Genomic DNA, 26,503 nt, shown 5'->3' with positions numbered 1-26,503 from the left:
GACATGGGTGCCCAGCTAAGGCTGCTGCGGCGGCGGATCAGCTCGGTCAAGTCGACCGCGAAGATCACGCGCGCCCAGGAGCTCATCGCCTCTTCACGGATCGTGAGGGCGCAGCAGCGGATGCAGGCGGCGCTGCCGTACGAGCGTGAGATCACTCGCGCCGTCACCGGCGTCGTCAGCAATGCGGCCAGCGTCGACCATCCGCTGACCGTGGCGAAGGAGAACCCCGCCAAGGCGGGCGTCCTCATCGTCACCAGCGACAGCGGGTTCTGCGGCGGCTTCAACGCCAACGTGCTGCGCGAAGCCGAGGCTCTGCGGGGGTTGCTGGAGAGCCGAGGGCTGACCGTGCTGCCGTTCGTCACGGGGCGCAAGGGTGTCACCTGGCACACCTTCCGCCAGCGGGAGATGGGCGGCAGCTGGGTCGGGTTCTCGCGCAAGCCGGCTTACGCGGATGCCAAGGAGATCGCGACCACGCTGATCGACTCGTTCAAGGAAGAGAACGGGATCGACGAGATCCACATCGTCTCGACCGAGTTCGTCTCGATGCTCACGCAGAACGTCGTGGTCAAGCGGGTCCTGCCACTGGAGGTCGAGGAGACCGAGGCGACGGAGACCACCGCGATCCCGCCGTACTTCGAGTTCGAGCCGACCGCGGGCGACGTGCTGGAGTCGCTGCTGCCGCGCTACGTGGAGTCGCGCATCTTCACGGCGCTGCTGCAGTCGGCGGCCTCCGAGGAGGCCGCGCGGCGGCGCGCGATGAAGTCCGCGACCGACAACGCCAACGAGCTGATGCGGGTGCTCACCCAGCAGATGAACCAGGCTCGCCAGGCCGAGATCACCCAGGAAATCAGCGAGATCGTCGGTGGCGCCAACGCGCTGGCTGACGCCGCAGCGGGGAAAGAGTGAAATGACTGCAGAGGCTGTTGAAACTGTAGAGGCCGCGGCGGCCGGCATCGGCCGCGTGGCACGCGTCACTGGCGCCGTCGTCGACGCGGAGTTCCCCGTCGATGCGATGCCCGACATCTATAACGCGCTCAAGGTCGAGGTGACCCTCGGCGGCGAGACCAAGACCCTGACGCTCGAGGTCGCCCAGCACCTGGGTGACAACCTCGTCCGGGCCATCTCCATGCAGCCCACCGACGGCCTGGTCCGCGGCCAGGCCGTGACCGACACGGGCGGCCCGATCTCGGTGCCGGTCGGCGACGTCGTCAAGGGCCACGTGTGGAATGCGCTGGGCGAGACGCTCGACGTGCCGACCGCATCGCTCAAGATCGACGAGCGCTGGGGCATCCACCGGCCGTCCCCGGCCTTCGACCAGCTCGAGTCCCGCACCGAGCTGCTGGTCACCGGCATCAAGGTCATCGACCTGCTCACCCCCTACGTGCAGGGTGGGAAGATCGGACTGTTCGGCGGCGCCGGCGTCGGCAAGACCGTTCTGATCCAGGAGATGATCCGCCGCGTCGCCCGTAACTTCGGTGGCACCTCGTGCTTCGCCGGCGTGGGCGAGCGCACCCGTGAGGGTAACGACCTCTGGCTGGAGATGGAGGAGGCGAACGTCCTCAAGGACACCGCCCTCGTCTTCGGCCAGATGGACGAGCCGCCGGGCACCCGTCTGCGGGTCGCGCTGTCGGCGCTGACGATGGCGGAATACTTCCGGGATGTGCAGAAGCAGGACGTGCTGCTGTTCATCGACAACATCTTCCGCTTCACGCAGGCCGGTTCCGAGGTCTCCACGCTGCTCGGCCGTATGCCGTCCGCCGTGGGCTACCAGCCCACGCTGGCCGACGAGATGGGTGTGCTCCAAGAGCGCATCACCTCGACGCGTGGTCACTCGATCACCTCCATGCAGGCGATCTACGTGCCCGCCGACGACATCACCGACCCGGCTCCGCACAACGCGTTCGCGCACCTCGACGCGCAGACCGTTCTGTCCCGGCCGATCTCGGAGAAGGGCATCTACCCGGCGGTGGACCCGCTCGACTCCTCCTCCCGGATCCTCGACCCGCAGATCGTGGGCGAGGAGCACTACCGGGTGGCCCAGGAGACCAAGCGGATCCTGCAGAAGTACCGCGAGCTCCAGGACATCATCGCGATCCTCGGTATCGACGAGCTCTCCGAGGAGGACAAGGTCACCGTCCAGCGGGCCCGCCGCATCGAGCGCTTCCTGTCGCACCCGATGTACGCGGCCGAGGCCTTCACCGGCCAGCCGGGCGAGACCGTGCCGCTCGACGAGACCATCGCCTCCTTCAAGGGCCTCTGCGCGGGTGAGTACGACCACCTGCCCGAGCAGGCGTTCTTCATGGTCGGTGGCATCGAGCAGGCCATCGCGAAGGCCAAGGAACTCGAGCGTCGCTAATCGCCCCATGGTGATGGCGCGGCCTGCGAAGCCGCGCCATCACCTGATCGGAAAGGACCTACACAAAGTGGCGAAGCTACGCGTAGGGGTTGTCTCACCCGAGCGTGAGATCTGGTCGGGCGAGGCCGACATGGTGATTGCCAAGACCGTGGACGGCGAGATCGGTATTATGCCGCAACACGCACCTGTTCTCGGCGTCCTCGTCGAGGGCGGCGTGCTGCGCGTGAAGCGGGAGGGCGAGGGCGACCTCGTGGCGGCCGTTCATGGTGGATTCATCTCCGTGGCCGACAATGAGGTGTCCGTGCTCGCCGAGGTGGCCGAGCTCGGTTCCGAGGTCGACGTCGCGGCTGCACGCGACGCTCTCGACCGGGCCCAGGCCTCGATCGAGGCCAACCAGGAAGACGCCGACGCGGCCATCGAGGCCAAGCGGGCCAGGGCCCGGCTGCGCGCCGCAGGCGAAGAGGTATAGCAGAACACGTTTCAGGGGGCGGCATGGTAGCAACGGTTGTGACTTTCCTGGTGCTGCTCGCCGCCCTCGTGGTGTTGCGCGCTCTCATGCTGGTCCGCTCGCGCGGGAGCGTACCCTGTCGCCTTCGGGTAGGGGGCCGCGCCTGGCGCAGCGGGGTGGCTCGCTATGCCGACGGGGAGCTCCATTGGATTCCCCTCCTGGGCGTCCGACTGAGGCCGCGCCACGCGATTGCGAGGCGCGGCCTTGTTGTATCCGCCCGTCGCGAGCTCGGCGACGGGCTCTATGCGGTGGACTTCGGCGGGAGCACGCAGGATGTGTCGCTCGCGATGAGCGCGGACGCGCTGACGGGCTTCCTGGCCTGGCTGGAGTCCGCACCGCCCAGCGCGTATTTGGATGTGGCTTAGCGCGTCCCTCCGGGCTTCCAGAGGATCTCGTTGCCCGCGTGCGCCACTCGGCACGCGATGAACAGCAGGTCCGACAGGCGGTTGAGGTATTTCGCCGTCAGCACGTTCATGTCGTCGTGCTCCTGCAGCGCCGCCCAGGCCGAACGCTCGGCCCTGCGGACGGTGACCCGCGCGACGTGCAGCGCCGCGGTGGCCGGATCCCCGCCGGGCAGGATAAAGCTGCGCAGCGGCTTGAGGTCGGTGTTGAAGCGGTCACACTGCTCTTCCAGCCGGTCGATGTACGGCTGCTCCACCCGCAACGGCGGAAACTCCGGGTCGTCGACGACCGGCGTGGCCAGGTCGGCCCCCAGGTCGAACAGCTCGTTCTGGATCCGGACCAGGACCTCCACCAGATCGGCGGGCAGCGTCCCGTGCGACATCGCAACGCCCAGGTGGGCGTTGGCCTCCTCCACGTCGGCGTAGGCGGCCAGCCGTGGATCGGTCTTCGAAGCGCGGCTCATGTCGCTCAGCGCGGTGGTGCCGTCGTCGCCGGTGCGGGTGTAGATGCGGGAGAGGACCACCGGCTTGTCCTTGTCGGCGCGCGTCATGGCATCAGCGTACTCATGACAAATGTCATCCGGATCGGACGCCAGATCCACATCCGGCCCGTGATTTCCGCGACTACCAGGGCGAACCGCGCAAACGCCACGATGGATCCATGACGAAGGAGAGGACCTGATGCTCGAGATCAGCGAGCTGCGCAAGCGCTTCGCGGGCGGCCCCGACGCCCCCGGCGGCAAGGTCGCCCTGGATGGGATCAGCTTCGCCGTGCGGCCGGGAGAGATGTTCGGGTTCGTCGGCGCGAACGGCGCAGGCAAGACGACGACGATGCGCATCGTCATGGGCGTGCTCCAGGCCGACTCCGGCGCGGTGAGCTGGCAGGGGAAGCCGCTCGACTACGACGGGCGGCGGCGCTTCGGCTACATGCCGGAGGAGCGCGGCCTGTACCAGAAGATGCGGGTGGCCGAGCAGATCGAGTATTTCGGGCGCCTGCACGGCCTGAGCGCGGAGGCCGCCAAGAAAGCCACCGACGACCTGCTGGAGCGGCTCGGGGTGGCCGAGCGCAGGAACGACGCCGTGCAAGCGCTCTCGCTGGGCAACCAGCAGCGCGTGCAGCTGGCCGTGGCGCTGGTGCACGACCCCGAGGTGCTGGTGCTGGACGAGCCGTTCTCCGGGCTCGACCCGATCGCGGTGGACGCGCTGGCCACGGCCTTACAGGAGCGGTGCAGAGGAGGCGTGCCGGTGATCTTCTCCAGCCACCAGCTGGAGCTCGTCGAGCGGCTGTGCGACTCGGTCGGCATCGTCTCGGCCGGCCGGATGGTCGCCACCGGCACGGTGGGCGACCTGCGGGCCGCCGAGGGCAGAACGCTGCGCGTGGTCGTCCGCGACCCCACCCCTGGCTGGGCGGACGGCCTGCCGGGCACGGTAACTGTGAACGGCGACCGGCACATCCTGCATACAGCGGACGGCGACGACCAGGAGATCCTGCGCCGCGCCGTCAAGGCCGGGCACGTCGAGCACTTCGGCGTCGAGCAGCCGACTCTCACCGAGATCTTCAAGGAGGCCGTGGCGTGAACGGACTGATGCTGGTCGCCCGCCGCGAGGTCGTGACGCAAATCCGCACGAAGGCGTTCGTCATCGGCCTCATCATCACGGCCGTGCTGGTGGCGGCGGTGTCCTTCGCGCCGAAGGTGCTGGACCGCCCCGACTCCTACGCCCTCGGCACCGTCAACTCCCAGCAGCTGCCGCTGCAGGCGGCCGCGCCGGAGGCGAAGTTCGAGTGGCGCACGTTCCCGGACGAGGCGGCGGCCAAGCGTGCCGTGCTCGACGGGGACGTGGACGCGGTGCTGGTCAACGGCACGAAGGTGCTCTCGGACGGCGAGATCGATGACGAGGTCGTCGTGCTCATGCAGAGCGTCAACCGCGAGGTGCGGCTCGGCTCGGTCGGCGTGTCGATCCCGCCGCTGCAGATGGAGTCCGTGGGCGCCGACACCCGCTACCAGTCCGCGCGCACCGGGATCGCGGTCGTGCTCGTGATCGTGCTCTTCATGATGCTCATCGGCCAGGCCATGATGGTCGCCATGGGCGTGGTGGAGGAGAAGGGCAGCAGGATCGTGGAGATCCTGCTCTCCACGCTGCGGCCGTGGCAGCTGCTCGGCGGCAAGATCCTCGGGCTGGGCGCGCTCGGCCTGATCAACCTGGTCACGATCCTGGCCGTCGGCCTCGGCGCGGCCACCATCTCCGGGGTCGCCTCCGACTTCCCGCCCGGCGTCCCAGGGCTGGTGGCCGGGGTGCTGGTCTGGTTCGTGCTCGGGTATGCCTTCTTCGCCACGCTGGCGGCCGCGTTCGCCTCGCTGGTCTCGCGTCAGGAGGAGGTCAACTCCGTGATGACGCCGCTGACCATGCTGATCATGGTGACGTACTTCGTGGCCTTCTACGCCACCAACGAGCCCACCGGCACGCTGGCCACGGTCGTGTCGTACGTGCCGCCGTTCTCCTCGATGGTCATGCCGGTGCGGATGGCGGCGACCGAGGTGCCGCTGTGGCAGGTGGGGCTCTCCATGGCCGGCATGCTCGTGGCGGTGGTGGCGGTGCTGGCCTTCGGCGCCAAGGTGTACGAGCGGGCCGTGCTGCGGACGGGCGCCCGGGTGAAGCTCGGCGACGTATTGCGCGCCCGGTAGATGGACGAGATCGCGCGGGCACGGCGCCTCACCTGGGTGACGCTGGTTCTGGGCCTCGCCCTCATGTGGGTCCTCATCGCGGCCGGGGTCCTCGCCGGCGTCGGCGAAGGGAAGCTCCAGTGGTGGCGTCTCGTGCCCGCGCTGATCGCCACGGTCTGCTTCACGTGGCTGGGCCGGCGCATCATCGACGCCGTGCTGGACCGCCGCTATCCCACCGAGCAGGTGGCGTGGGCGGCGGTCCTCGCGTTGATCGCGGCCGGCGTGGGCGGAGCCGACCCGTTCGGCTTCGGGTTCGCGCCCATGTGCTGGCTGTATCTCGCGACGCTCGGCGTCTCCAGACGGACGGTCCTCCTCCAGTCGCTCGGGACGCTCGTGGCGTGCGTCGCGCTGGGCATGCTCGGCGTGGCGACGGGGGTGAGCGTCATGGCCCTCGACGTTCCTGTCCTCGGGACACTGATCTACTACGTTCTGCTGTACGGGATCTGGTGCGTGATCCTGCCGCCGTCCGGCCGGATGTGGGTGTGGATCTGGAGGCTGGCCGTGCAGGCCCATGAGGGCCGTGAGGCGCACACGCGGCTCGCGCTGGCCGAGGAGCGACTGCGCTTCGCCAGGGACCTGCACGATCTCGTGGGGCATCAGCTGTCGGCCATCGCGGTCAAGACCGAGCTGGCCGTGCGCCTGTCCGACGCCGAACCGGCGGCGGCCAAGGCCGAGCTGGCCGAGATCAACGCGTTGACCAGGAAGGCGCTCCGCGAGCTGCGCGAGGCCGTACGCGGCTACCGCGTCCTCGACCTGGCCGCCGAGCTGAACAGCGTGAAGGGCGTGCTCGAAGCGGCCGGTGTCCGCTGCGAGGTGCACCTGCCCTACCGCGATCTGCCCGACGGTGTGGCCCCCATCTTCGCCTACGTGGTCCGCGAGGCGGCCACGAACGTGCTCAAGCACAGCACCGCGACGTTCTGCGACATCACCATCCGCTTCACCGAGGACGAGGCGGAGCTGCGCGTACGCAACGACGGCGTGGCCCGGCGGCAGGCCGATGACCTGGGGACCGGCCTGACGGGCATGGGGGAGCGGGTGGCCGCCGTGGGCGGCAAGCTGGCCGCCCACCCGACGGGCGACGGAGAGTTCCAGCTCACGGCGGTCGTGTCATTGCCGCTGCGTGGGTAGAGGTCTCATGCAGGGAGCTTACCTCGGCGGGTGAATCACGCGGGGGTGTGGTCACGCTGTGTGTGTGAATGAGGAGGTGGCATGCGCGTCCGTGGCAATCCGAGGGCCCAGGTGGTGCGGATCGGGGCCAGGCTCGACGCCGGCACGTCGGCGGGGGTGCGCGAGCGGCTGCACCAGGCCCTCGACTCCGGTGACGGTGACCTGATCCTGGATCTCTCCAAGCTGGAGATGATCGACGCGACCGGTCTCGGGGTGCTTGTGGGAGCGCATCGGCGCGCGCTGAGCGTGCAACGTCGCCTTGTTCTTCGGGGGGTGCCACCGCGGATCATGCGGATCCTGGCGGTGACCCGGCTGAATCGGGTGCTGCATGTGGAGGCTCCGGCGGCCGCGGTGGCCTGAGATGACATATCGGGGCGGGCGACGATCAGCCGTTGCCCGCTCTTTCCCGACTTAGACAAAATGTAGATTACGGGTGGCACGCATCTGTGAGCTATGACACTGAAAACAACATCGAAAGCAGATTTATCCGCTGCGTGTATGACACATAACGCCCGGCGCATCAACCGGCTGTGTCGGGGGTGCTCAAGCTCCGGATGAAGATGTGCACGGCCGTGTCCACGAGTTCGTCGACCGGAGGCTGGTCGTCGGTGAGCAGCCATTCGATGAGCAACTCTTGTAACGCGCCAACGACGCCGAGCGCGACGAGTCGCCGATTCAGCGGCTCGGCCGAGGGAAAATCGGCCGAGGCCTCCTGTACGAGCCGGGCGAAACCTTCTACGGCCCGCTGGCGCGACGTCGTTAGAATGTCTCCTGACCTGCGCACCTCCACGTGCATGATGAGGGCCCGGCGCCGGTCGGCCGCGATGAACTCGATATAGGCGCGAATCCCCGCCGTGACCCTTCCGTCGAGCGTGTCCGGCGCTTCCTGCACCGCTTTGGTCACAACGGCCAGGCTTTCCTCCACGCACCGCTCGTGGACCGCCTGAAGCAACTCCTCCTGGCTGCCGAAACATTCGTAGAAGGCGCGGTTGGAGATCCGCGCCTCCGCACACAGCCTTTCGATGGTCGTCGCCGCGAAACCCGGCTTCGCGTATAGCGTGTAGGCGGCCGTCATCAGCCGCTCCCGTCTGTCCGCCAGCCTTTGCTCAGCCGACATTCCCCGGTAAGACCGGTTCACTCTCCACCCGTCCAACATGATCGTGGCCCCCAGAGCACACAATTATGGACGGATCGATCCGTTTTGGGAAAGGGTAAGAAGATTATCTTTTACGTCGGCCGTGCAAGAACGCGACGAGCCTGATCAGCCGGTCAAGCTCGGCGGGCCCTCTCGCGAACGATGTCAGGTTCATTCCGGGCATCGCGAACCGCTGCCGGGAGATCGCTTTGGGCCTGGCGAACTCGCGCAGACCGTCGGCTCCATGAATCCGCCCGAACCCCGAATCGCCCACGCCGCCGAACGGCAGGGCCGGGACGCCGGCGAAGGAGATGACCGAGTTGATGGCCGTCATCCCGCTCCGCATCATGCGGGCCAGCTCCATAGCCCGGCGCACGTTCTTCGAGAAGACCGTCCCACCCAGGCCGTAAGCGGAGGCGTTGGCCAGCTGCAGCGCCTCGTGGGCGTCGCGGGTGCGGCGGACGGTGATCGTCGGCCCGAACGTCTCCTCGCGGACCGCGGGGGAGTCCTCGGGCACGTCCTCGACGATCACCGGGTCCACGTACGGGGCACGCACGGAGGCGGGGCCGCCCGCGACGACCTTGCCCGACTTGGCGGCGTCGTCGATGTGCCGCTTGATGATGTCCACCTGGCCCGGCATCGTGATCGGCCCGTAGTCCTCGCCGGCCCGCACCTTCGCCACTCGGCCGGACAACTCGCGCATGAAACTTTCATAGACCGCGTCCACCACGTAAACGCGTTCCACGCCCACGCACGTCTGCCCGGCGTTGGACATCGCGCCCCACAGGCAGGCGTCCGCGGCCCTTGCCACGTCGGCGTCGGCGTCCACGATGAACGCGTCCTTGCCGCCGCACTCGGCCACGATCGGGGTGAGGTTCTCGGCGCAGGCCGCCATGACCCGCTTGGCCGTGGCGGTCGAGCCGGTGAACGCCACTTTCCGCACCCGCGGATCGCCCGCCAGCGCCGCGCCCGTCTCACCCAGCCCGGTGACGGTCTGGAACACCGGGTGCTCGGGCACCGACTCGGCGAAGAACTCCGCCAGCCGCACGCCCACGCCGGGTGTCAGCTCGCTCGGCTTGAAAACGACCGCGTTGCCCGCCGCGAGCGCGTACGCGATGGAGCCCATGGGGGTGAAGACCGGGTAGTTCCACGGGCCGATCACGGCGACCACGCCCAGCGGCAGGTATTCGAGCGTGGCGGCCAGGTTGAGCCCGATCATCCCGGTGGCGACCCTGCGGCGGCCGAGCACCTTCCGCGCGTTGCGGGCCGCCCAGTCGATATGAGTGATCGCCAGCACGATCTCCAGCGTGGCGTCGCCCACCGGCTTTCCGGTCTCCTGGTGCACGAGCGTGGCGAGTTCTCGCAGATGCTGGGTGACCACGGCCTTGTAGTCGAGCAGACGGCGTCGGCGCTCCTCATGACCCAGCCCGGCCCACCAGGCCGCCGCCTCATCGGCCCGTCCGACGGCCTCGTGGACGGCGTCAGGCCCCTGGTTGGGGTGGCTGCCGACGACCGCGCCGGTCGCCGGATCGAGTGAGTCGAACGTGAGCGTGCCCATGGCGCCACGATAGACGGGTAAGCCCATGCTTACTAGTTCCGGGTCAAGGTGAACCCCGCACCCCGGTGACCATGGGCTCGCGTAACGGCGAGTCACCACTGAAGGGTCAGAGGCCGTTTCCTGGAGGGCCACCAGCCGACTTACGGCGGGTGGCAAACCACGGCACCGCGTAAAAGATCAAAAAAGGGTCGGGTTTGAGGGTTCGATGCCGCGGAGGGTGTCGTAGTCGAGCGTGACGCAGTCGATGCCGCGATCGACAGCGAGCACCTTCGCCTGGGGTTTGATCTCCTGGGCGGCGAAGATGCCGCGGACGGGGGCGAGCAGCGGGTCCCGGTTGAGAAGCTCGAGATATCGGGTGAGCTGCTCCACGCCGTCGATCTCCCCACGGCGCTTGATCTCCACTGCCACGGTCGCGCCCAGCGCGTCGCGGCAGAGGATGTCCACCGGCCCGATCGCCGTCATGTACTCCCGCCGGATCAGCGAATATCCCTCGCCCAGCGTCGTGATGTGCTCGGCGAGCAGCTCCTGCAGGTGCGCCTCCACGCCGTCCTTGATCAGCCCCGGGTCGACGCCCAGCTCGTGGCTGGAGTCGTGGAGGATCTCGGCCATGGTCAGGACCAGCTTCTCGCCGGTCTTGCCGTGGGTGACCGTCCAGGTGTCGCCGTCCTCCTTGAGCTTGCACGGCGGGTTCATCCAGTTGAGCGGCTTGAAGGCGCGGTCGTCGGCGTGGATGCTCACGCTGCCGTCCGCCTTGATCAGAACGAGCCTCGGCGCCATCGGCAAGTGTGCCGTGAGCCGTCCCACATAATCCACGCTGCATCGCGCGATGACCAGCCGCATGACGACCCACCTTAGCGGCTCTGGAAAACTGGACGCATGGCGTTCGAACGGTCTGCATACGGCACAGGATGAGCCCCCGACGGGCCCGCCGCAGGGAGTCCTCCCGCCCTTTCGGCTTCCCGACCGGCCTGGACAAGGTGGAGGAATGGCCGGACGGCGAGTGGAAGGTCCGCATGCTCAACGGCGCCTCCTCGACCAAGGACTACCGCTGTCCCGGCTGTGACCAGGAGATCCGCCGTGGCCAGCCGCACCTCGTGGCCTGGCCCACCTGGGCGGGAGGCGACGAGGAGCGCCGCCACTGGCATCAGGCATGCTGGCGCAAGAGACTGGACCGCGGCCCCGGCCGCAGTCGCTACTGAAAGGGACCCCCAAGAGGTGGAAATTCGTGCGGCGAGCGTGCTGCCGGCCAGGCGTGAGCCGATCGAGTTGCACACGGGTGACGGCCTGACCCTGGTCGGTGAGCTGGCCCTGCCGGAGGACCGGCCGCCCGTGGCGACGCTGGTGACCCTGCACCCGCTGCCCACTCACGGCGGCTTCATGGACAGCCACGTCTACAAGAAGGCCTCCAACCGCCTGCCGGCGCTCGCCGACCTCGCCGTGTTGCGCTTCAACACCCGGGGCACCTCGTCGGAGCGCGGCACCTCGGAGGGCACGTTCGACGGTGGTGAGGGGGAGCGGTTCGACGTCGCGGCGGCGCTGGAATACGCCGAATACCACGACCTGCCGCACGTCTGGGTGGTCGGCTGGTCGTTCGGGACCGAGCTGACGCTCAAGTGGGCCCACGACCCGCTGGTCGAGGGCGCGATCCTGCTGTCGCCGCCGCTGCACAGGGCCACCGACGACGATCTGGACGCGTGGGCGCGGTTCGGGCGGCCCCTGACGGCACTGGTTCCGGAGTTCGACGACTACCTGCGGCCTGAGGAGGCCCGCAGGCGGTTCGCGCGGGTGCCGCAGGCCGAGGTCGTCGGGGTGGACGGGGCCAAGCACCTGTGGGTGGGGGAGCCGTACGTGCGGATCGCGCTGAACGAGATCGTCAAGCGCGTCAATCCGGCGGCGTGGCCGCTCCCGACGACGGTGTGACGGATATTTCCACCTAAATCGGGGCGTTGAAGGATTTTTTGAGCAGAATGCGCAAAACTCTGGACCGCTGTCGTGACCAGAGTCACAATCCGATCGTCAACCGAAGATCGTGGAGACGCCGGGCGGTCCTTCGTCCCGCGCGTAACCCCAGCTCACCATGGGCGAGGACAGATGCGGGTTGTGCGTGTTCTGAGTGCGGCGGCGTTGGCGTTCCCGATCGTGATGATCCCCTTAGGACCGGTCGCCGCCGCGGACACGCCGCCGGCCGCTGTCGTCTCGCCGGAGCGGGACGCGGCGGCTCTGGCCCGGCGGGACAACCGGCCCGTCGAGGTGGCGGCGCTGACCAGCGAGACCCGCCAGGTCTTCGCCAAGCCAGACGGAACCTACACCCTGGAGCAGCACGTCCGCCCGGTACGCGTCCGCCAGAACGGCCGGTGGACCGCTGTCGACACCACGCTCCGCCGGCGCCCGGACGGGGCGGTGGAGCCGGTCGCCGCGGCGGTCGGGCTGACGTTCTCGGGTGGCGGGACCGCCCCGCTCGCCCGCCTGTCACACGGCGCCAAGGCTCTGGAGCTCGGCTGGCCGGGCACACTGCCCGCGCCGACGCTGAGCGGTGACACCGCCACCTACGCCGAGGTCATGCCGGGCGTGGACCTCCAGGTGACGGCCGACGTGGACGGCTTCTCGCATGTCCTGGTGGTCAAGTCGCGGGCCGCGGCGGCGAGACTGACCGAGCTGACCTACCCGTTCGCCAGCCAGGGCCTTTCGGTGAAGACGGACAAGGCCGGCAACCTGGAGGCCGTCGACGAGGGCGGAGGGACGATCTTCATCGCGCCCACCCCGAAGATGTGGGATTCCGAGGGCATCACCAGCCCACAGGTGCTCAAGGAAGGCCGCTCCCCGGAGGCGCGGGAGGCCAGGATGGGTGTGGAGCTCGCGGGCAGGCAGCTGCGGCTCAAGCCTGACCAGAAGATGCTGGCTGACCAGAAGACCAAGTTCCCGGTCTATCTGGACCCGTACTTCTCGGCCGCGCGCGGCTCGTGGACGGCGGTCTGGAGCAACTGGCCCAACTCCAATTACCTCAACTCCAGCGACGTCGCCCGCGTCGGTCACATCAGCTCCACCCAGACGAACCGCTCGTTCTTCCAGATGGCCACCGGCTCCACCATTCACGGCAAGCAGATCATCAAGGCCACGCTGCGCACGTACGAGACCTGGTCGTACTCCTGCAGCGCCCGCAAGGTGGAGGCCTGGGGGACGAGCGCGATCAGCAAGAGCACCACCTGGAACAACCCGCCGACCAAGAGCAGGTTGCTCTCCACGGTGAACGTGGCCAAGGGCTACAGCTCGTCCTGCCTGCCCGGCGGTGTGGAGTTCGACGTCACGTCGTGGGCCGCCGACGCCGCCGCAAAGAAATGGCCAACCATGACCATCGGTCTCTATGCCACCAGCGAGACCGACTACTGGGCCTGGAAGAAGTTCAGGAACAACCCGAGCCTGGTCATCGAGTACAACTCCATCCCCACCGCCCCGGTCGCCGCCGACGTCTGGTCCGACCCGGGTGGCGCCTGCGGCTCGGGTGACGTGCGGCCGGTCATCAGCACCGCCACGCCGAAGCTCTGGGCCAGGCTGAAGGACGCCGACAACTCGGTCAAGGGCCACTTCGAGTGGTGGTCGGCCGCCGGGGCGAAGCTGGGCGAGTACGTCACGGCTGTGGGATCGAGCGGCACCGCGTTCTCGGCGACCGTCCCGCAGGGCGCGTACGCCGACGGTGCGTTGATCCGCTGGCGGGTGCGCGCGCAGGACGGTAAGGCCGACAGTGCGTGGGGCCCGTGGTGCGAGGCCGCCGTGGACGCCACCGCCCCGGGCAGGGAGCCGGCGATCAGTTCGCCTCAGTACGCGGAGAACACCTGGAGCGACGGCGTGGGCTTGGCGGGCTCCTTCACGTTCGCCCCGAACGGCGTGACCGACGTGGCCGCCTACGTCTACGGGCTCGACGCGACGCCCGGCACCGAGGTCGCACCCGGCCCGGACGGCACCGTGACCGTCCAGCTCACACCGCGCCACGACGGCCCCAACGTCCTGTCGGTACGCAGCAGGGACCGCGCCGGCCAGGTCGGCCCGATCCGCACCTACGTCTTCAACGTCAACGCCGGCCGCGCCCCGAGCGGCCACTGGAGGATGGACGAGGGCCAGGGCACCGTGGCGGGCGACGCCGCGAACGCCCACCCCGTCACGCTGTATGGCGCCACGTGGACGACCGGCAGGATCGGCGCGGGACTCAAGCTGGCCAACGCCTACGCCCAGACCGCCGGCCCCATCACCGACACGAGCCGCAACTTCACCGTCACCGCCTGGGCCCGCCTGACCTCCAATGCGGGCACGGCCACGCTCGTCACCCAGGAAGGCACGCGTACAGGCGCCTTCGCCCTTCAGTACTCGAAGACCGACGACCGCTGGGCGCTCACCAGGGCAGGCACGGACGCCGACAATGCCGCCACCGTGCGCGCCCTCTCTGCGGCCGCGCCGAGGCTGAACGAATGGACCCACCTGGCCGGCGTCTACGACTCGGCGGCGGGCCAGATCTCGCTCTACGTGAACGGCAGGCCCGAAGGCACGGCCGCCATCGCGCAACCGTGGAATGCCACCGGCCCCCTGACGATCGGCCGCGGGAAGGTCAACGGGGCGGCTTCGGACTACTGGCCCGGGGACGTCGACGAGGTGCGGGTCTACGGCCGCGCCATGTTCGCCGACGAGGTCGCCGATCTGGTCAACAGCGCTGCCACGCTGGTCGGCCACTGGACGCTGGACGAGGAGTCCGGCGCGTCGGCGGGCGATTCCTCGGGCCGGGCGACCGCCGCGACGCTGTCCGGAGCCGCCTCGTGGACGTCCGGCTGGCTGGACGGCGCCCTCGCGCTCGACGGCGTCAGCGGCCACGCCCAGACGACCGCTTCCGCGATCAACACCAGGAACGGCTTCACCGTCACGGCCTGGACCCAGCTCGACTACCTGCCCACCCGCGACACGGCGGCCGTCTCCCAGCCGGGCAGCCGGGCCGCGGGCTTCCAACTGGGCTTCGACAAGGAACAGGGCCGGTGGATGCTCGGCATGGCCGCCGCCGACACCGACACCGCGGCCCTCGTGCGCACCCGCTCCGATGCCATCCCCAACCCCCTGGAGTGGACCCACGTCGCCGGCGTGTACGACGCGCTGGCCGGCGAACTCCGGATCTACGTCAACGGCCGCCTGTCCACCACCACCGTCACCGATCACCTGAGCGCATGGAACGCCACCGGCCCGCTGCAACTCGGCCGGACCAAGGCCGCGGGCGTCTTCACCGGCTACTGGCCGGGGACCGTCGACGACGTGCGCGCGTACGACGGCGTGTTGAGCGCCGAGCAGATCGCCCAGCTAGCAGCCCAGTAATACCCGACCAGCACCTCCGACTGGGAGAGGTTCATGGACCTGCCGAGTGAGTTAGAGCTGCCCGAATCCCGTTGGAACCGACCTCAACAACCCGACGAACCCGACCTTCCCGACTCCTCCTGGAACCGATTCCGGGAAGCCAAGCCAGAATCCCCCTGGCCGCGCCGGCTGGCGGCCGTCCTCTCGATCGTCCTGGTGGTGCCCCTGGCGTACGCCATGCCCGCCTCGGCCGCCGCCCGCCCGGCCCCCTCGACGCAGAAAGAAGCCCCCGTCAAGGGCACGAAGGTGCCGGTCCTGCCGCCGATCGCCGATCCCGTGCAGAAACAGGCGTGGAAGGCGCCACCAGGCATCACCTGGCCCAAGCAGCGGAAGGCGGAGCTGGGCGGCGCCTCCGCCACCACTCTGGCGGACGGCTTCCCCGTCCGGCTGGCCCCGCAGAAGGGCGAGGCCGCGGCCGACCCGGTGAGCGTGGAGCTGCTCGACACCGACCGGCTCGGCCTGGCGATGCGCGTGTCGCCTGGCCAGGGCGTCGCGGCGGCCAAGGCGGCGGCGACGACCCGCCTGGAGATCGATTACTCCGGCTTCCGCTACGCCTACGGCGGCGACTACGGCGCCCGCCTCCGGATGGTCAAGCTGGCGGAGTGCGGGCTCAAGGCCGCCACCGCCACCGTGGACTGCCCGCAGCCGGAGCCGGTGAAGAGCGAGAACAACCCCAAGAACGGCACGCTGACCGCCGAGGTCGAGACCGGCACCGTCTACGCCCTGACGGCCGCCGCCTCCGGCCCCTCCGGCGACCACTCGGCCACCTCGCTGGCCCCCTCCGCCGACTGGAGCGTCGGCACCCAGACCGGCGACTTCACCTGGGGCTACGACCTGCGTACGCCACCTGCGCTGGGCGGTGACGAGCCGGAGATCTCCCTCGGCTACTCCTCCCAGAGCGTGGACGGCCGCACCGTCTCCACCAACAACCAGGCGTCCTGGGCCGGTGAAGGCTTCGAGCTCAACCCCAGCGGCTACATCGAGCGCCGCTACAAGTCCTGCATGATCGACGGAAAGAAGACCGGCGACCTGTGCTGGGACCAGGACAACGCCACCCTGTCGCTCGGCAACTCGGCCATCGAGCTGATCAAGGACGCCACGACCAAGCAGTGGCGTCCGAAACGCGACGACGGCACCAGGATCGAATACCTCACCGGCGCCGCCAACGGCGACAACAACGGCGAGTACTGGCGCGTCACCACCGCCGACGGCACCCAGTACACCTTCGGCCTGAACCGCCTGCCCGGCTGGGCGAGCGGCAAGCCGGAGACCAAGTCGGTCCAGACGGCGCCGGTGTTCGGCAACAACAGCGGCGAGCCCTGCTACAACAGCACCCCGGCCAACGCCTGGTGCCAGCAGGCCTACCGGTGGAACCTCGACTACTCCGTCGACACCCACGGCAACGCCACTACCTACTGGTACGAGCGCGAGACCAACTACTACGGCCGCAACATGAAGCCCGAGCTGGGCACCTCGTACGTACGCGGCGCCTACCTGACCCGCATCGACTACGGCTACCTGCAGAACGAGCTGTTCACCAAGGCCCCGGCGGCCCGAGTGGTGTTCGAGGTGGCCGAGCGCTGCCTGCCCAGCGGCACCATCACCTGCGCCCCCGACCAGCTCAAGAAGGAGACCGCGAGCCACTGGCCGGACGTGCCGTTCGACCAGATCTGCAACGCCGGCGTGACGTGCACCGACCGGCTGGCGCCGACGTTCTTCACGCGCAAGCGGCTGACCAAGGTCACCACGCAGATCAACAACGGCTCCGGCGTGTACAACCCGGTGGACTCCTGGACACTGACCCACCAGTTCCCCGCGACGGGCGACGGCCTCAGCCCCTCGCTGTGGCTGGCCTCGGTCCAGCAGACCGGCCACGTGGGCGGCACGATCACGCTGCCCAAGGTCACGTTCGCCGGCGTCCAGCTGCCCAACCGGGTGGACGCCAACGAGGGTCGCGCTCCGCTGGTCAAGTGGCGCGTCCAGGCCGTCAACAACGAGTCCGGCGGCGAGCTGCGCGTGAACTACGCCCCCGCCGACTGCAAGCCGGGCGACGTGCCGACGGCCGACAAGAACAACCGGCTGTGCTTCCCGCAGCGCTGGTCGCCGCCGGCCGAGCCGGAGGTCACCGACTGGTTCCACAAGTACGTGGTCGCGCAGACCATCGAGGTGGACCGCGTCGCGGGCTCGCCGGGCGTGGTCACCAGCTACGAGTACCTGGACGGCGCCGCCTGGCACTACGCCGACAACATCCTCGTCAAGCCCGAGCATCGCACGTGGTCGGACTTCCGGGGCTTCGGCCGGGTGCGGGTCCGCGAGGGCGACGGGCAGGACACCAAGCGCACGCTCACCGAGTTCCGCTACTTCCGCGGCATGCACGGCGACAAGCAGGCCGACGGCTCCAAGCGCACCGCGCAGGTGGCCGACTCCGAGGGCGGCACGGTGGACGACCTCGACCAGTACTCCGGGCTCGAGCGCGAAGAGATCACCTACGACGGGGACGGCGGCGCCATCCTGACCGCGACCGTCGAGCAGCCGTGGTCGCTGAAGACCGCCGAGTCCACGCAAGGGGGCGTGACCAAGGTCGCGCACCTGGTCGAGCCGAAGTCCATGGTGACCCGGACCGCGATGGCCGGCGGCACGTGGCGGCGTACCGGCGAGGAGCGCGCGTACGACGCCAAGGGCCTGCTCACCCAGGTCGAGGAGAAGGGCGACCTGGCCACAGCCGACGACGACCAGTGCGTCCGCTACACCTACGCACGCAACGACGCCAGCTGGATGCTCGACTACACCAGCCGCATCCAGAAAGTGTCAGCGAGCTGCGGCACCGCCGTGTCCACGCTGGCCGCCGGTGAGGTGATCTCCGACGAGAAGGTCGGGTACGACGGCCAGGCGTTCGGCCAGGCCCCGAGCAAGGGTGACGTGACCTCGGTCCAGCAGCTCGTCTCCGGGGACGGCGCGACGATCATCGACAGCACCCACACGTATGACGCCTACGGCCGCGAGACCAGCGAGACCGACGCGGTCGGCACCAAGTCCACCACCACCTACACCCCCGCCGCGGGGGCGCCGCCGACCGAGATCACGCAGACCAACCAGCTCGGCCACCTCGAGCGCACCCTGGTCAATCCGGCCTGGGGCGAGCCGGTCGCCGAGGTCGACGCGAACAACCGCCGCATCGACCTGGAGTACGACGCGCTCGGCCGCCTGACCAAGGTCTGGCAGCCGGACCGCAGCAAGGCCGCCAACCAGTCGCCCAGCACCGAGTATTCCTACGTGATCCGCACCGACGGCCCCAGCGTCGTCACCACCAAGACGCTGAACGCCGACGGCACCTACTCCGCCAGCCACGAGCTGTACGACGGCCTGATGCGCGAGCGCCAGACCCAGGAGCCCGCGCCCAGGGACGACCAGACGCAGGACCCGGCGCTGCGCGACGGGCGCACGATCACCGACACCTTCCACAACTCGCATGGCCAGCAGAGCAAGGCCAACACCGGCTACTTCGCGACCGGCGCCCCCTCCACCGACCTGCTCGCGGTCGCCGACGCCGACGTGCCCACCCAAGTCGTGTCGGCCTTCGACGGCACCGGGGACGTCAACGCTCAGATCCTCAAGGCGAAGGGCGTGGAGAAGTACCGGGTCAGCACGGTGCAGGAAGGCGACCGGATCCACGTGACGCCGCCGCCCGGCGGCACCGCCACCACCCGCATCGGGGACGCCGAGGACCGGCTCATCGAGCTGCGCCAGTACAAGGGCGCCACCCCGACCGGCGAGTACGAGTCCACCAAGTACACCTACGACCACGCCGGACGGCTGTCCACGGTGACCGACCACGCCGGCAACGTGTGGCGCCACCACTACGACCTGCGCGGCCGGCAGATCAAGGCGGAGGACCCCGACAAGGGCGTCACCACCATGACCTACAACGACGCGGACGAGCTGGTCAGCACCACCGACGCGCGCGGCAGGACCCTGTGGTACGTCTACGACGAGCTGGGCCGCAAGAAGGAACTGCGTGACGGCTCCGCGACCGGCCCGCTGCTGGCCGAGTGGAAGTACGACGGGCTGGCCAAGGGCCACATGAACGCCAGCATCCGCTATGTGGGCGGGCAGGCGTACAAGGCCGAGATCAACGCCATCGACTCGCACTACCGCACGCTGCGCCAGACGGTCACCATCCCCGAGCGGGAGGGCAAGCTGGCCGGCTCGTACATCCTCAACACCCGTTACACGCTCGACGACCAGGTCCAGTCGGTCAGCTTCCCGGCGGGTGGCGGCCTGGCCGAGGAGTCGGTCGTCTACACCTACGACGAGCAGAGCCAGCCGACCAAGGTCACCGGCCTGTCGTCGTACGTGACCGCGACCCGCTACTCCAAGCTCGGCGAGACCCTGCAGTACGAGCTGGGCACCGGCGGCAGGAAGACCTGGCTCACCTACACCCACGACGAGACCACCCGCCGGCTGACCAGCATGCGGCTGGACCGGGAGGCCGCCGCCGCGACCGACCTCGACCTTGCCTACACCTACGACGCCGTCGGCAACATCACCAAGATCGCTGACAGGGCGAGCGGCCAGGACACGCAGTGCTTCACCTACGACCACCTGCGCCGCCTGACCTCGGCCTGGACGGCCACCGACGACTGCGCGAGCGGCAGCCCGCAGTCGGACAAGATCGGCGGCGTGGCCCCATACGCGGTCGGCTACGCCTACGACTCCACCGGCAACCGGATCAAGGAGACCAGGCACGCCTGGGGCGGCGCGGGCCAGACCGTCCGCGACTACACCTACCCCGCGCCGGGCGCCAAGCAGCCGCACGCGCTGCAGAGCGTCGGGCAGGACCTGTTCGCGTACGACGCGGCAGGCAACACCACCAGGCGCAAGATCGGCACCTCGGACCAGAGCCTGGTCTGGGACGCCGAGGGCAACCTGGAGTCGGTGACGGAGGCGGGCAAGACGACGTCGTTCGTCTACAGCGCGGACGGCGACCGGTTGATCCGCAAGACGCCGGCCGATGCCACGCTCTACATCGACGACATGGAGCTGCGCTTCGACGTCGCCAAGGACGCCGTCGAGCAGACCCGCTACTACACCATCAACGACCAGGCCATCGCGGTACGCACGCCGGACAACCAGGTGTACTTCCTGGCCGGCGACCACCAGGGCACGGCCCAGGCGGCGGTGAACGCCGGGACCGGCGAGCTGGCCGTACGCAGGCTGACCCCCTTCGGTGAGAACCGGGGTTCGCCACCGGCGTTCTGGCCCGGGCAGCGCGCGTTCGTCGGAGGCACGCAGGACCCGACGACCGGGCTCGTCCACCTCGGCGCCCGCGAGTACGACCCCAAGCACGGCCGGTTCCTGTCGGTCGACCCCGTGATCGAGGAGTCGGAGCCACAGCAGCTCAACGCCTACGCCTACGCCAACAACAGCCCCGTCACCATGACCGACCCCGACGGGCAGCTGTTCTGGTTCGCCGCCGCCATCGCGGCGAGGATCGCGGCCCAGATCATCGCCAGGAGGCTGGCGATGGCCGCCGCCAGGCGGGCGGCCATCGCGGCGGCCCGGGCGGCGGCCAGGCGGGCCGCGATCGCGGCGGCCCGGCGGCGCGCTGCCGCCGAGGCCAGGAGGCGGGCGGCGGAGGCGGCCAGGAAGCGGGCCGCGGAAGCGGCGCGTAAGCGTGCCGCCGCGGCGGCCAGAAGGCGCCTCCAAGCGGAGGCCAGGAGAAAGGCGGCGGAAAGGGCCAGGAAGGCGGCCACGGCCAGAGCTCAGCGGCGGGCCGCGGCGGCGGCGAGAAGAGAGGCGAGAAGGAAGGCCGCCGACGCACGGGCGGCCAGGCGGGCCGCCCAGGCGGCCAGGGCGCGCAACAGGCGGGCCGGCCGGATCCCCAGCGGGATCCAGCGGGCGCGGCAGCGTCCGGCGCAGCGGCCGACGAGCCACCGGGCCACCCAGCGGCAGACCCCGCCCAGGGACAGCAGGCAGCCGATGCAGCCACGCCCTGGGCAGGTCTACCGCAACGACGGCACCATTCAGCCGACCCAGTCCTACACGGTCTACCGGGACGGCCGGATGTACCCGGACGGTCCGCCGCCGCGGCTGCGGCCCGGTGGCTCCGGCCAGGGTGAGAAGCAGATCTTCCGTCCGGAGAAGATCGAACCGGAGAGCACGCGGACGGGCACGATCGCCGAGACGGGTGCCGGCGTCACCCGCTGGTTCGACAAGAGCGGCCTGGACGACTTCTTCGGGTTCTTCTTCTGAGCACGTGCCGGTGCGGGGGCGTGGGGCCCTCGCACCGGCACCGCCTCATCGGGTTAGAATTTTGTTCGGTTCTGGCCGGGATACTGAGGAGAGGCGGCGGCGTGGGCGCGTTCGATCTGAGTGGGAAGCAGGCCCTGGTCACCGGGGCGTCGAAGGGGATCGGGCGGGCCATCGCACTCGCCTACGCCGAGGCAGGAGCCGACGTCGCGCTCGTGTCCCGGTCCGCCGAGAGCCTCGCCGAGGTCGGCAAGGAGATCGAGGCGCTGGGCCGGCGGGCCGTCGTCATCCCCGCCGACCTCACCGACCGCGACGCCGCCACCGGCGCCGTGGCGGCTGCCGTCGACGCGCTCGGCCGCCTCGACATCCTGGTCAACAACGCCGGCGGCTCGAACTTCATGGTCGAGTTCAAGGACCTGCGGTTGTCCGGCTGGGACAAGCTCATGCGGCTCAACCTGGACTCCGCCATGGTCGTCTGCCACGCGGCCGCACCGCACCTGCTGGAGCGGGGCGGCGCGTCGGTCATCAACGTGGCGTCGGTGGCCGCGCTCGGCGCGCCCTTCCTCGCCCCCTACGCCGCCGCCAAAGCGGGGCTGGTGGCGCTCACCAAGACGCTCGCCGTGGAATGGGCGCAAGCCGGCGTACGGGTGAACGCCCTGTGCCCCGGCTGGACGGCCACGGAGCTCAACCGCAATCTCTGGGAGGACGAGGCGGCCAGTGCGGCCACGGTCGGCTCCGTGCCGATGCGGCGCTGGGGGTCCGTGGAGGAGATGGCCCAGCCGGCGGTCTTCCTGGCCAGTGCGGCGTCGGCGTACATGACGGGCCAGGTCCTGTTCATCGACGGCGGCGCCACCGCCATCTGACCGCCCCCTCGCTAAAGCGGTCCGCGTTATGGGGGTATATCGGCATATGACATTGAGTGCTCGCGGCCGCGAACCCGGCTACCGTGTGATCCGTGCAGCTCTACACGAGATCGGCCGGGACCGGACTCCCGGTTGTGCTGCTTCACGCGTTCCCGCTGTCGTCGGCGATGTGGCTGGCCCAGCGGGAAGGGCTGGCCACGGTCTGCCGGGTCATCACCCCCGACCTGCGCGGTTTCGGCGGGTCGCGGCTGGGTGAGGACGAGCCGTCGCTCGACCTCATGGCCGACGACGTCGCCAGGCTGCTGGACGAGGAGGGCATCGACAGGGCGGTGGTCGGCGGGCTGTCCATGGGCGGCTACGTGACCATGGCGTTCTGCCGGCGGCACCCCGACCGGTTGCTCGGCGCCATCCTGGCCGACACCAAGGCGAGCTCCGATCCGGCTCCGGCGAGGGACAACAGGGAGCGCATCGCGCAGGCCGTGCTGTCCGACGGGAGCGACGTGCTGGTCAGCGACGTGCTGCCGACGCTCATCGGGCCCACGACCAAGGAGCGGCGCGCCATGGTGTTCGGGCGCGTCAAAGGGCTGGTGCAGTCCGCGCCGCCGGGCGCCGTCGCCTGGGCGCAGCGAGCCATGGCGGCGCGGCCCGACTCGTTCGACACGCTGGGCGCGCTCAAGGTCCCCCTGCTGATCCTCGTGGGTGAGGAGGACGAGCTGTCGCCGCCCGCCGACGCCGAGGCGATGGCACGGGCCGTGCCCGGCAACGGCCGCCTGGAAGTCATCCCCAAGGCCGGTCATCTGAGCGCGGTCGAGCAGCCGGAGGCGTTCAACGCGGCGGTGACCGAATTCCTCAGGACGGAGCTGGGCGGCGTACGGCTGTGAGCCCAGGGCCTGAGACGCGCTCAGGCCTGTGACTGGCGTGGAATGACGACTTCGCGGATGATCAGCGCGATCGCCGCGGCCACCGGGATGGCCAGCAACGCGCCGACGATTCCCAGCAGTGCGCCGCCGAACAACGCGGCGATCACCGTCACGGCCGGCGTCACGTCCACCGAGCGTTTCATCACCCTGGGGTAGATGAGGTAGTTCTCGACCTGCTGGTAGACCACGAAGAAGATCGCACAGGCGATGCCCGCGGGCAGCGACTGCAGCAGTGCCACGGCGGTCACGAGCACCGCGCCGATCGTGGCCCCCACCAGCGGGATCAGGTCCGTCAGCGCGACGACCAGGGCGAGCGCGAGCGCGTACTTGACGTCGGCGATGGACAGGAAGATCCACGTGAGCACGCCCGCGATGACCGAGATCAGCACGTTGCCCGCGACGTAGCCGCCGATGCCGGTGAGGATCTGCTCGCTGATCGCGCGGGTGCGTACCCGGCGCGAGGACGGCACCAGCTTGAGCAGGTAGTCCTTGATCGTGTGCAGCGAGCCGAGGAAGTAGAGCATGAGGACCAGCAACGTCACGGTCGTGAACACGCTGTCCAGCACCACCAGCCCCGCGCCCATGATCCCGCTGGCCAGCGACGGCCCCAGCGTGCCCGTGACGAACGTCGTGAGCTGCGAGATGATCTTGTACTCGGCGTCGAGCTGCCGCAGCGTCGGATGGTTCTGCAGCTCGTTGAGGTATCCGGGCACCGCCGCGACGAATTCCGTCAGCTCCTGGCTCACCGGCGGCACCACTGCCAGCCCGAACAGCGCGAACGCCACGATGACGCCGGCGAACACGATCGAGATCGCGCCCCGCCTGGCCAGGCCCTTGCGCTGCAGCGCCTCCACGGCCGGGTTGAGGCCGACGGCCAGGAACATCGCCACCACGACGAGGATGATCGTGCTCAGCGAGTTGACGACCATCTGGCCGATCGCGATCGCCGTCAGCACCCCGAGCCCGCCGACCAGCCCGAACAGGAACGGGCCGCGCGCCAGCGGCTTGCCGGGGATCCCGTACGGCTGCGCGGTCAGGTCCTCCTGACCCTCCGAGGTCTCCTTGGGGACGCTCTCCGCCTCGGGCGCGTCCCGCTCCGCCTCGGGCGCGTCCCGCTCCGCCTCGGGCGCGTCCCGCTCGGCAGCGGCCGTGGACTCGGCTTCTGTGGACAACAGGACTCCCCGGAACGTCGGCGACAAAGCATGACGGGTACGGACCCCGACATCAAAGACAAAGAGAGAGCCTAGCGACCATCGAATCGCCAGGCTCTTCTCCCGCCGTCACTCAGCCCCCGTGAAGCGAATGACTACTCCTGCCACCACTCCGCGTCATCCTCGGACCTGGCCTCGACCTTGGGAGCCGGCGCCGGCGCAGGGGCCGGTGCCTCGACCACGGGCGCGGGCGCAGGCGCGGCGATCGCGGGCTTCGGCGGGGCCGCCGCGACCGCGGGCTCGGGGTCCATGCCCGGCAGGGCGGCGCCACCGAGCAGCTGGCGCAGCTGGGCGAGGTGGCTGGTGATGCTGTCGCGCTGGCGGGTGAGCTCGTCGACCTGGCGCTGCATCGCCGTGCGGGTGCGGTCGGCCTCGGTCTTCGCCTCGGTGACGATCGTCTCGGCGCTCGACTTGGCGTCGGCCACGATGGTCTCGGCGCTCTTGCGGGCGTTGGCGACGAGCTGCTTGGCGTGCAGGTCGGCCTCGCGGCGCGTCTGCTCGGCCTGCTGGGTGGCCTTCGTGGCCCGCGACTCGGCCGTGGCGGCCCGCTGCTCGGCCTCGGCGACCAGCTTCTGTGTGTGGGCCTGGGCGGTGGCGTGGCGCTCGGCCTCCTGGCGCTCGGCCTCCTCCCGGCGGGCGGCGAGCTGGATCTCGAACTCCGCCTCGTCCTGCGCCCGCTTGGCCTCCGACTCCTCCAGCACCCGCTGAGCCTGCGCGCGCATCTCGTCGGCCTGCCGCTTGGCGGTGGTCAGGACCTCGTCGCGCTCGCGCTTGGTGGAGGCCCGCAGCTGGGCGACCTCGCGCTCGGTGGTCGTGCGGAGCTTGGCGATCTCCCGCTCGGCGTCGGCCCGCTTCTCCGCCACCTCGTGGTCGGCCGTGGCCCGCAGCTTGGCGGCCTCGCGCTCGGTGGTGTTGGTCAGCTCGTCCGCCTCCCGGCGGGCGGTCGAGCGGATCTCCTCGGCGTCCCGGTCGGCGGCGGTGCGCATCTCGTCGGTCTCGCGTGTGGCCTGGGCGCGCTTCTCGGCAGCCTCGGCCTCGGCGGCGGCACGCAGGTCGGCGGCCTCGACCTTGGCGGCGGCCTTGATCTCGTTGGCCTCGGACCTGGCGGCCTGCACCAGCTCCGTGGCCTGCTCCTCGGCCAGGCGGAGCAGCTGCTCGATGCGGGCGCCGAGGCCGGAGTAGGTCGGGCGCTCCTGCTCCTGCAGCTGACGCTGGGAGTCGGACAGATCGCGCTGCAGGCTGGTGAGTTGCTCGCGGGCCTGGCGCAGCTCTTGGTCGAGAGTCTTGAGATGATCGTGGACCTGATGCCGGTCGTAACCACGAAGCACCACGTCGAACTCGCGGGCTGGGGCGTCTTCGAAGAAATTATTGAGCTGGGCGTCGATGTCGGACTGCATGGAGGCTCGATCCTGGGTTGTCGAGACGGCTACACGGGCCGGACGGGGGGTTCGGGGCATCCGAGCCAGGAACCTGTGCCTCGCGGCAGGCTCCATGTCCGGGAAGGTCAAGCGTACTCCGCTGGTGCTGCCTGCGAAGCCCCGTCCAACTTTCTGCGTGACTAGTTACATATGAACGTTTTTCTGCACTTACGGGCGCTTGGCGGCCTGGACCAACTCCGTCAGCATTCCCCCCACATCCTTGGGATGCAGGAAGGCGATCTGCGAGCCCATCGACCCGTGCCGGGGATGCTCGTCCAGCAGCCTCACACCCTTCTCGTGGATCTTATCCATGGTTTCTGTGACGTCACGTACACCGAAAGCGACGTGATGGACTCCCTCGCCCCGCTTGGCGAGGAATTTTCCCACAGGGGAGTCTTCGGAGAGAGGCTCTAGAAGCTGAATGTAGGAGCCCCCGCCTTCGCCGTCGGCGATGTGCAGCATGGCCTCCTTCACTCCTTGCTCCTCGTTGACCTCCCTGGCCACCACGGTGAGCTCGAAGGTCTCGGAGAAGAACGCGATCTTCTCCTCCAGGTCGCGGCAGGCGATCCCGATGTGGTCGATCCGCATGAACATGTGTGGTCCGCCTCC

General features: G+C 69.5%; 21 protein-coding genes. 14 read left to right on the top strand and 7 right to left on the bottom strand.

Annotation, left to right across the window (positions count from 1 at the left end):
* Positions 1-3 precede the first annotated feature (3 nt).
* The 4 genes from OHA25_RS55925 to OHA25_RS55910 all read left to right on the top strand — a co-directional run bounded on the left by OHA25_RS55925 (position 4) and on the right by OHA25_RS55910 (position 3,229).
* Positions 4-906 carry a F0F1 ATP synthase subunit gamma gene (locus OHA25_RS55925; RefSeq protein ID WP_327584930.1) on the top strand — a complete coding sequence of 301 codons (903 nt, stop codon included), beginning with the start codon at positions 4-6 and terminating at the stop codon, positions 904-906.
* Between the two features lies 1 nt (position 907).
* On the top strand, positions 908-2,356 hold the full coding sequence (gene atpD / locus OHA25_RS55920; protein ID WP_327584929.1) for a F0F1 ATP synthase subunit beta: 1,449 nt from the start codon (positions 908-910) through the stop codon (positions 2,354-2,356).
* A 67-nt stretch (positions 2,357-2,423) separates the two neighbouring features.
* Positions 2,424-2,825, top strand: coding sequence for a F0F1 ATP synthase subunit epsilon (locus OHA25_RS55915; RefSeq protein ID WP_138666580.1), 402 nt, complete (start codon positions 2,424-2,426; stop codon positions 2,823-2,825).
* A 23-nt stretch (positions 2,826-2,848) separates the two neighbouring features.
* On the top strand, positions 2,849-3,229 hold the full coding sequence (locus OHA25_RS55910) for a DUF2550 domain-containing protein (RefSeq protein WP_305918376.1): 381 nt from the start codon (positions 2,849-2,851) through the stop codon (positions 3,227-3,229).
* On the opposite strand, the gene OHA25_RS55905 is transcribed toward OHA25_RS55910, so the two are convergent.
* Complete coding sequence (locus OHA25_RS55905) at positions 3,226-3,816, bottom strand: cob(I)yrinic acid a,c-diamide adenosyltransferase (protein WP_327584928.1); 591 nt, start codon at positions 3,814-3,816, stop codon at positions 3,226-3,228. The genes OHA25_RS55910 and OHA25_RS55905 overlap by 4 nt on opposite strands.
* Positions 3,817-3,946: 130 nt before the next feature.
* Between OHA25_RS55905 and OHA25_RS55900 the strand changes: the two genes are divergently transcribed.
* From OHA25_RS55900 to OHA25_RS55885, 4 genes are all read left to right on the top strand, one after another.
* Positions 3,947-4,843, top strand: coding sequence for an ABC transporter ATP-binding protein (locus OHA25_RS55900; RefSeq protein ID WP_327584927.1), 897 nt, complete (start codon positions 3,947-3,949; stop codon positions 4,841-4,843).
* Positions 4,840-5,949 (top strand): ABC transporter permease, encoded by a 1,110-nt coding sequence (locus tag OHA25_RS55895; protein ID WP_327584926.1) that lies wholly within the window; start codon positions 4,840-4,842, stop codon positions 5,947-5,949. The genes OHA25_RS55900 and OHA25_RS55895 overlap by 4 nt, the downstream gene beginning before the upstream one ends.
* The gene (locus OHA25_RS55890; protein WP_327584925.1) at positions 5,950-7,116 is read left to right on the top strand and encodes a sensor histidine kinase; all 1,167 of its coding nucleotides are present in this window, start codon (positions 5,950-5,952) and stop codon (positions 7,114-7,116) included. It begins immediately after the preceding gene.
* A gap of 81 nt (positions 7,117-7,197) precedes the next feature.
* Positions 7,198-7,515, top strand: a complete 318-nt coding sequence (locus OHA25_RS55885) for an STAS domain-containing protein (protein ID WP_327584924.1) — start codon at positions 7,198-7,200, stop codon at positions 7,513-7,515.
* A gap of 160 nt (positions 7,516-7,675) precedes the next feature.
* Here OHA25_RS55885 and OHA25_RS55880 read toward each other — a convergent pair whose 3' ends face one another.
* The 3 genes from OHA25_RS55880 to nucS all read right to left on the bottom strand — a co-directional run bounded on the left by OHA25_RS55880 (position 7,676) and on the right by nucS (position 10,688).
* The gene (locus tag OHA25_RS55880; protein ID WP_327584923.1) at positions 7,676-8,230 is read right to left on the bottom strand and encodes a TetR/AcrR family transcriptional regulator; all 555 of its coding nucleotides are present in this window, start codon (positions 8,228-8,230) and stop codon (positions 7,676-7,678) included.
* Positions 8,231-8,375: 145 nt separating this feature from the next.
* On the bottom strand, positions 8,376-9,848 hold the full coding sequence (locus tag OHA25_RS55875; protein ID WP_327584922.1) for an aldehyde dehydrogenase family protein: 1,473 nt from the start codon (positions 9,846-9,848) through the stop codon (positions 8,376-8,378).
* A 177-nt stretch (positions 9,849-10,025) separates the two neighbouring features.
* Positions 10,026-10,688, bottom strand: coding sequence for an endonuclease NucS (gene nucS, locus OHA25_RS55870; protein ID WP_327584921.1), 663 nt, complete (start codon positions 10,686-10,688; stop codon positions 10,026-10,028).
* Between the two features lie 68 nt (positions 10,689-10,756).
* Between nucS and OHA25_RS55865 the strand changes: the two genes are divergently transcribed.
* From OHA25_RS55865 to OHA25_RS55840, 6 genes are all read left to right on the top strand, one after another.
* Positions 10,757-11,047 (top strand): ATP/GTP-binding protein, encoded by a 291-nt coding sequence (locus OHA25_RS55865; RefSeq protein WP_327584920.1) that lies wholly within the window; start codon positions 10,757-10,759, stop codon positions 11,045-11,047.
* A 16-nt stretch (positions 11,048-11,063) separates the two neighbouring features.
* Positions 11,064-11,768, top strand: a complete 705-nt coding sequence (locus OHA25_RS55860) for an alpha/beta hydrolase (RefSeq protein ID WP_327584919.1) — start codon at positions 11,064-11,066, stop codon at positions 11,766-11,768.
* A 171-nt stretch (positions 11,769-11,939) separates the two neighbouring features.
* On the top strand, positions 11,940-15,194 hold the full coding sequence (locus OHA25_RS55855) for a LamG-like jellyroll fold domain-containing protein (protein ID WP_327584918.1): 3,255 nt from the start codon (positions 11,940-11,942) through the stop codon (positions 15,192-15,194).
* 33 nt (positions 15,195-15,227) lie between these two features.
* Positions 15,228-21,485 carry an RHS repeat domain-containing protein gene (locus OHA25_RS55850; protein ID WP_327584917.1) on the top strand — a complete coding sequence of 2,086 codons (6,258 nt, stop codon included), beginning with the start codon at positions 15,228-15,230 and terminating at the stop codon, positions 21,483-21,485.
* Positions 21,486-21,586: 101 nt separating this feature from the next.
* On the top strand, positions 21,587-22,345 hold the full coding sequence (locus OHA25_RS55845) for an SDR family NAD(P)-dependent oxidoreductase (RefSeq protein WP_327584916.1): 759 nt from the start codon (positions 21,587-21,589) through the stop codon (positions 22,343-22,345).
* Positions 22,346-22,437: 92 nt separating this feature from the next.
* The gene (locus OHA25_RS55840) at positions 22,438-23,226 is read left to right on the top strand and encodes an alpha/beta fold hydrolase (RefSeq protein WP_327584915.1); all 789 of its coding nucleotides are present in this window, start codon (positions 22,438-22,440) and stop codon (positions 23,224-23,226) included.
* 20 nt (positions 23,227-23,246) lie between these two features.
* Here the strand turns inward: OHA25_RS55840 and OHA25_RS55835 are convergent, their stop codons facing one another.
* The 3 genes from OHA25_RS55835 to mce form a co-directional block, all read right to left on the bottom strand.
* Positions 23,247-24,437 (bottom strand): AI-2E family transporter, encoded by a 1,191-nt coding sequence (locus OHA25_RS55835; protein WP_327584914.1) that lies wholly within the window; start codon positions 24,435-24,437, stop codon positions 23,247-23,249.
* Positions 24,438-24,571: 134 nt separating this feature from the next.
* Entirely contained in the window at positions 24,572-25,873 is a 1,302-nt protein-coding gene (locus OHA25_RS55830) for a DivIVA domain-containing protein (protein ID WP_327584913.1), read from the bottom strand.
* 189 nt (positions 25,874-26,062) lie between these two features.
* Positions 26,063-26,488, bottom strand: coding sequence for a methylmalonyl-CoA epimerase (gene mce / locus OHA25_RS55825; RefSeq protein ID WP_327584912.1), 426 nt, complete (start codon positions 26,486-26,488; stop codon positions 26,063-26,065).
* Between the last annotated feature and the right edge of the window lie 15 nt (positions 26,489-26,503).

Origin of the sequence: Nonomuraea sp. NBC_00507 (assembly GCF_036013525.1) — a bacterium.
GTDB lineage: Bacteria > Actinomycetota > Actinomycetes > Streptosporangiales > Streptosporangiaceae > Nonomuraea.
Note: the sequence above shows the minus strand (reverse complement) of the source record. Positions and strands in the feature narration are given on the sequence as shown.

Bases quoted from the DNA above. Each gene is read 5' to 3' on its own strand.
- OHA25_RS55925 (WP_327584930.1), top strand. From the start codon at position 4: ATGGGTGCCCAGCTAAGGCTGCTGCGGCGGCGGATCAGCTCGGTCAAG.
- atpD (WP_327584929.1), top strand. From the start codon at position 908: ATGACTGCAGAGGCTGTTGAAACTGTAGAGGCCGCGGCGGCCGGCATC.
- OHA25_RS55910 (WP_305918376.1), top strand. From the start codon at position 2,849: ATGGTAGCAACGGTTGTGACTTTCCTGGTGCTGCTCGCCGCCCTCGTG.
- OHA25_RS55905 (WP_327584928.1), bottom strand. From the start codon at position 3,816: ATGACGCGCGCCGACAAGGACAAGCCGGTGGTCCTCTCCCGCATCTAC.
- OHA25_RS55900 (WP_327584927.1), top strand. From the start codon at position 3,947: ATGCTCGAGATCAGCGAGCTGCGCAAGCGCTTCGCGGGCGGCCCCGAC.
- OHA25_RS55890 (WP_327584925.1), top strand. From the start codon at position 5,950: ATGGACGAGATCGCGCGGGCACGGCGCCTCACCTGGGTGACGCTGGTT.
- OHA25_RS55885 (WP_327584924.1), top strand. From the start codon at position 7,198: ATGCGCGTCCGTGGCAATCCGAGGGCCCAGGTGGTGCGGATCGGGGCC.
- OHA25_RS55880 (WP_327584923.1), bottom strand. From the start codon at position 8,230: ATGACGGCCGCCTACACGCTATACGCGAAGCCGGGTTTCGCGGCGACG.
- OHA25_RS55875 (WP_327584922.1), bottom strand. From the start codon at position 9,848: ATGGGCACGCTCACGTTCGACTCACTCGATCCGGCGACCGGCGCGGTC.
- nucS (WP_327584921.1), bottom strand. From the start codon at position 10,688: ATGCGGCTGGTCATCGCGCGATGCAGCGTGGATTATGTGGGACGGCTC.
- OHA25_RS55865 (WP_327584920.1), top strand. From the start codon at position 10,757: ATGAGCCCCCGACGGGCCCGCCGCAGGGAGTCCTCCCGCCCTTTCGGC.
- OHA25_RS55855 (WP_327584918.1), top strand. From the start codon at position 11,940: ATGCGGGTTGTGCGTGTTCTGAGTGCGGCGGCGTTGGCGTTCCCGATC.
- OHA25_RS55850 (WP_327584917.1), top strand. From the start codon at position 15,228: ATGGACCTGCCGAGTGAGTTAGAGCTGCCCGAATCCCGTTGGAACCGA.
- OHA25_RS55830 (WP_327584913.1), bottom strand. From the start codon at position 25,873: ATGCAGTCCGACATCGACGCCCAGCTCAATAATTTCTTCGAAGACGCC.
- mce (WP_327584912.1), bottom strand. From the start codon at position 26,488: ATGTTCATGCGGATCGACCACATCGGGATCGCCTGCCGCGACCTGGAG.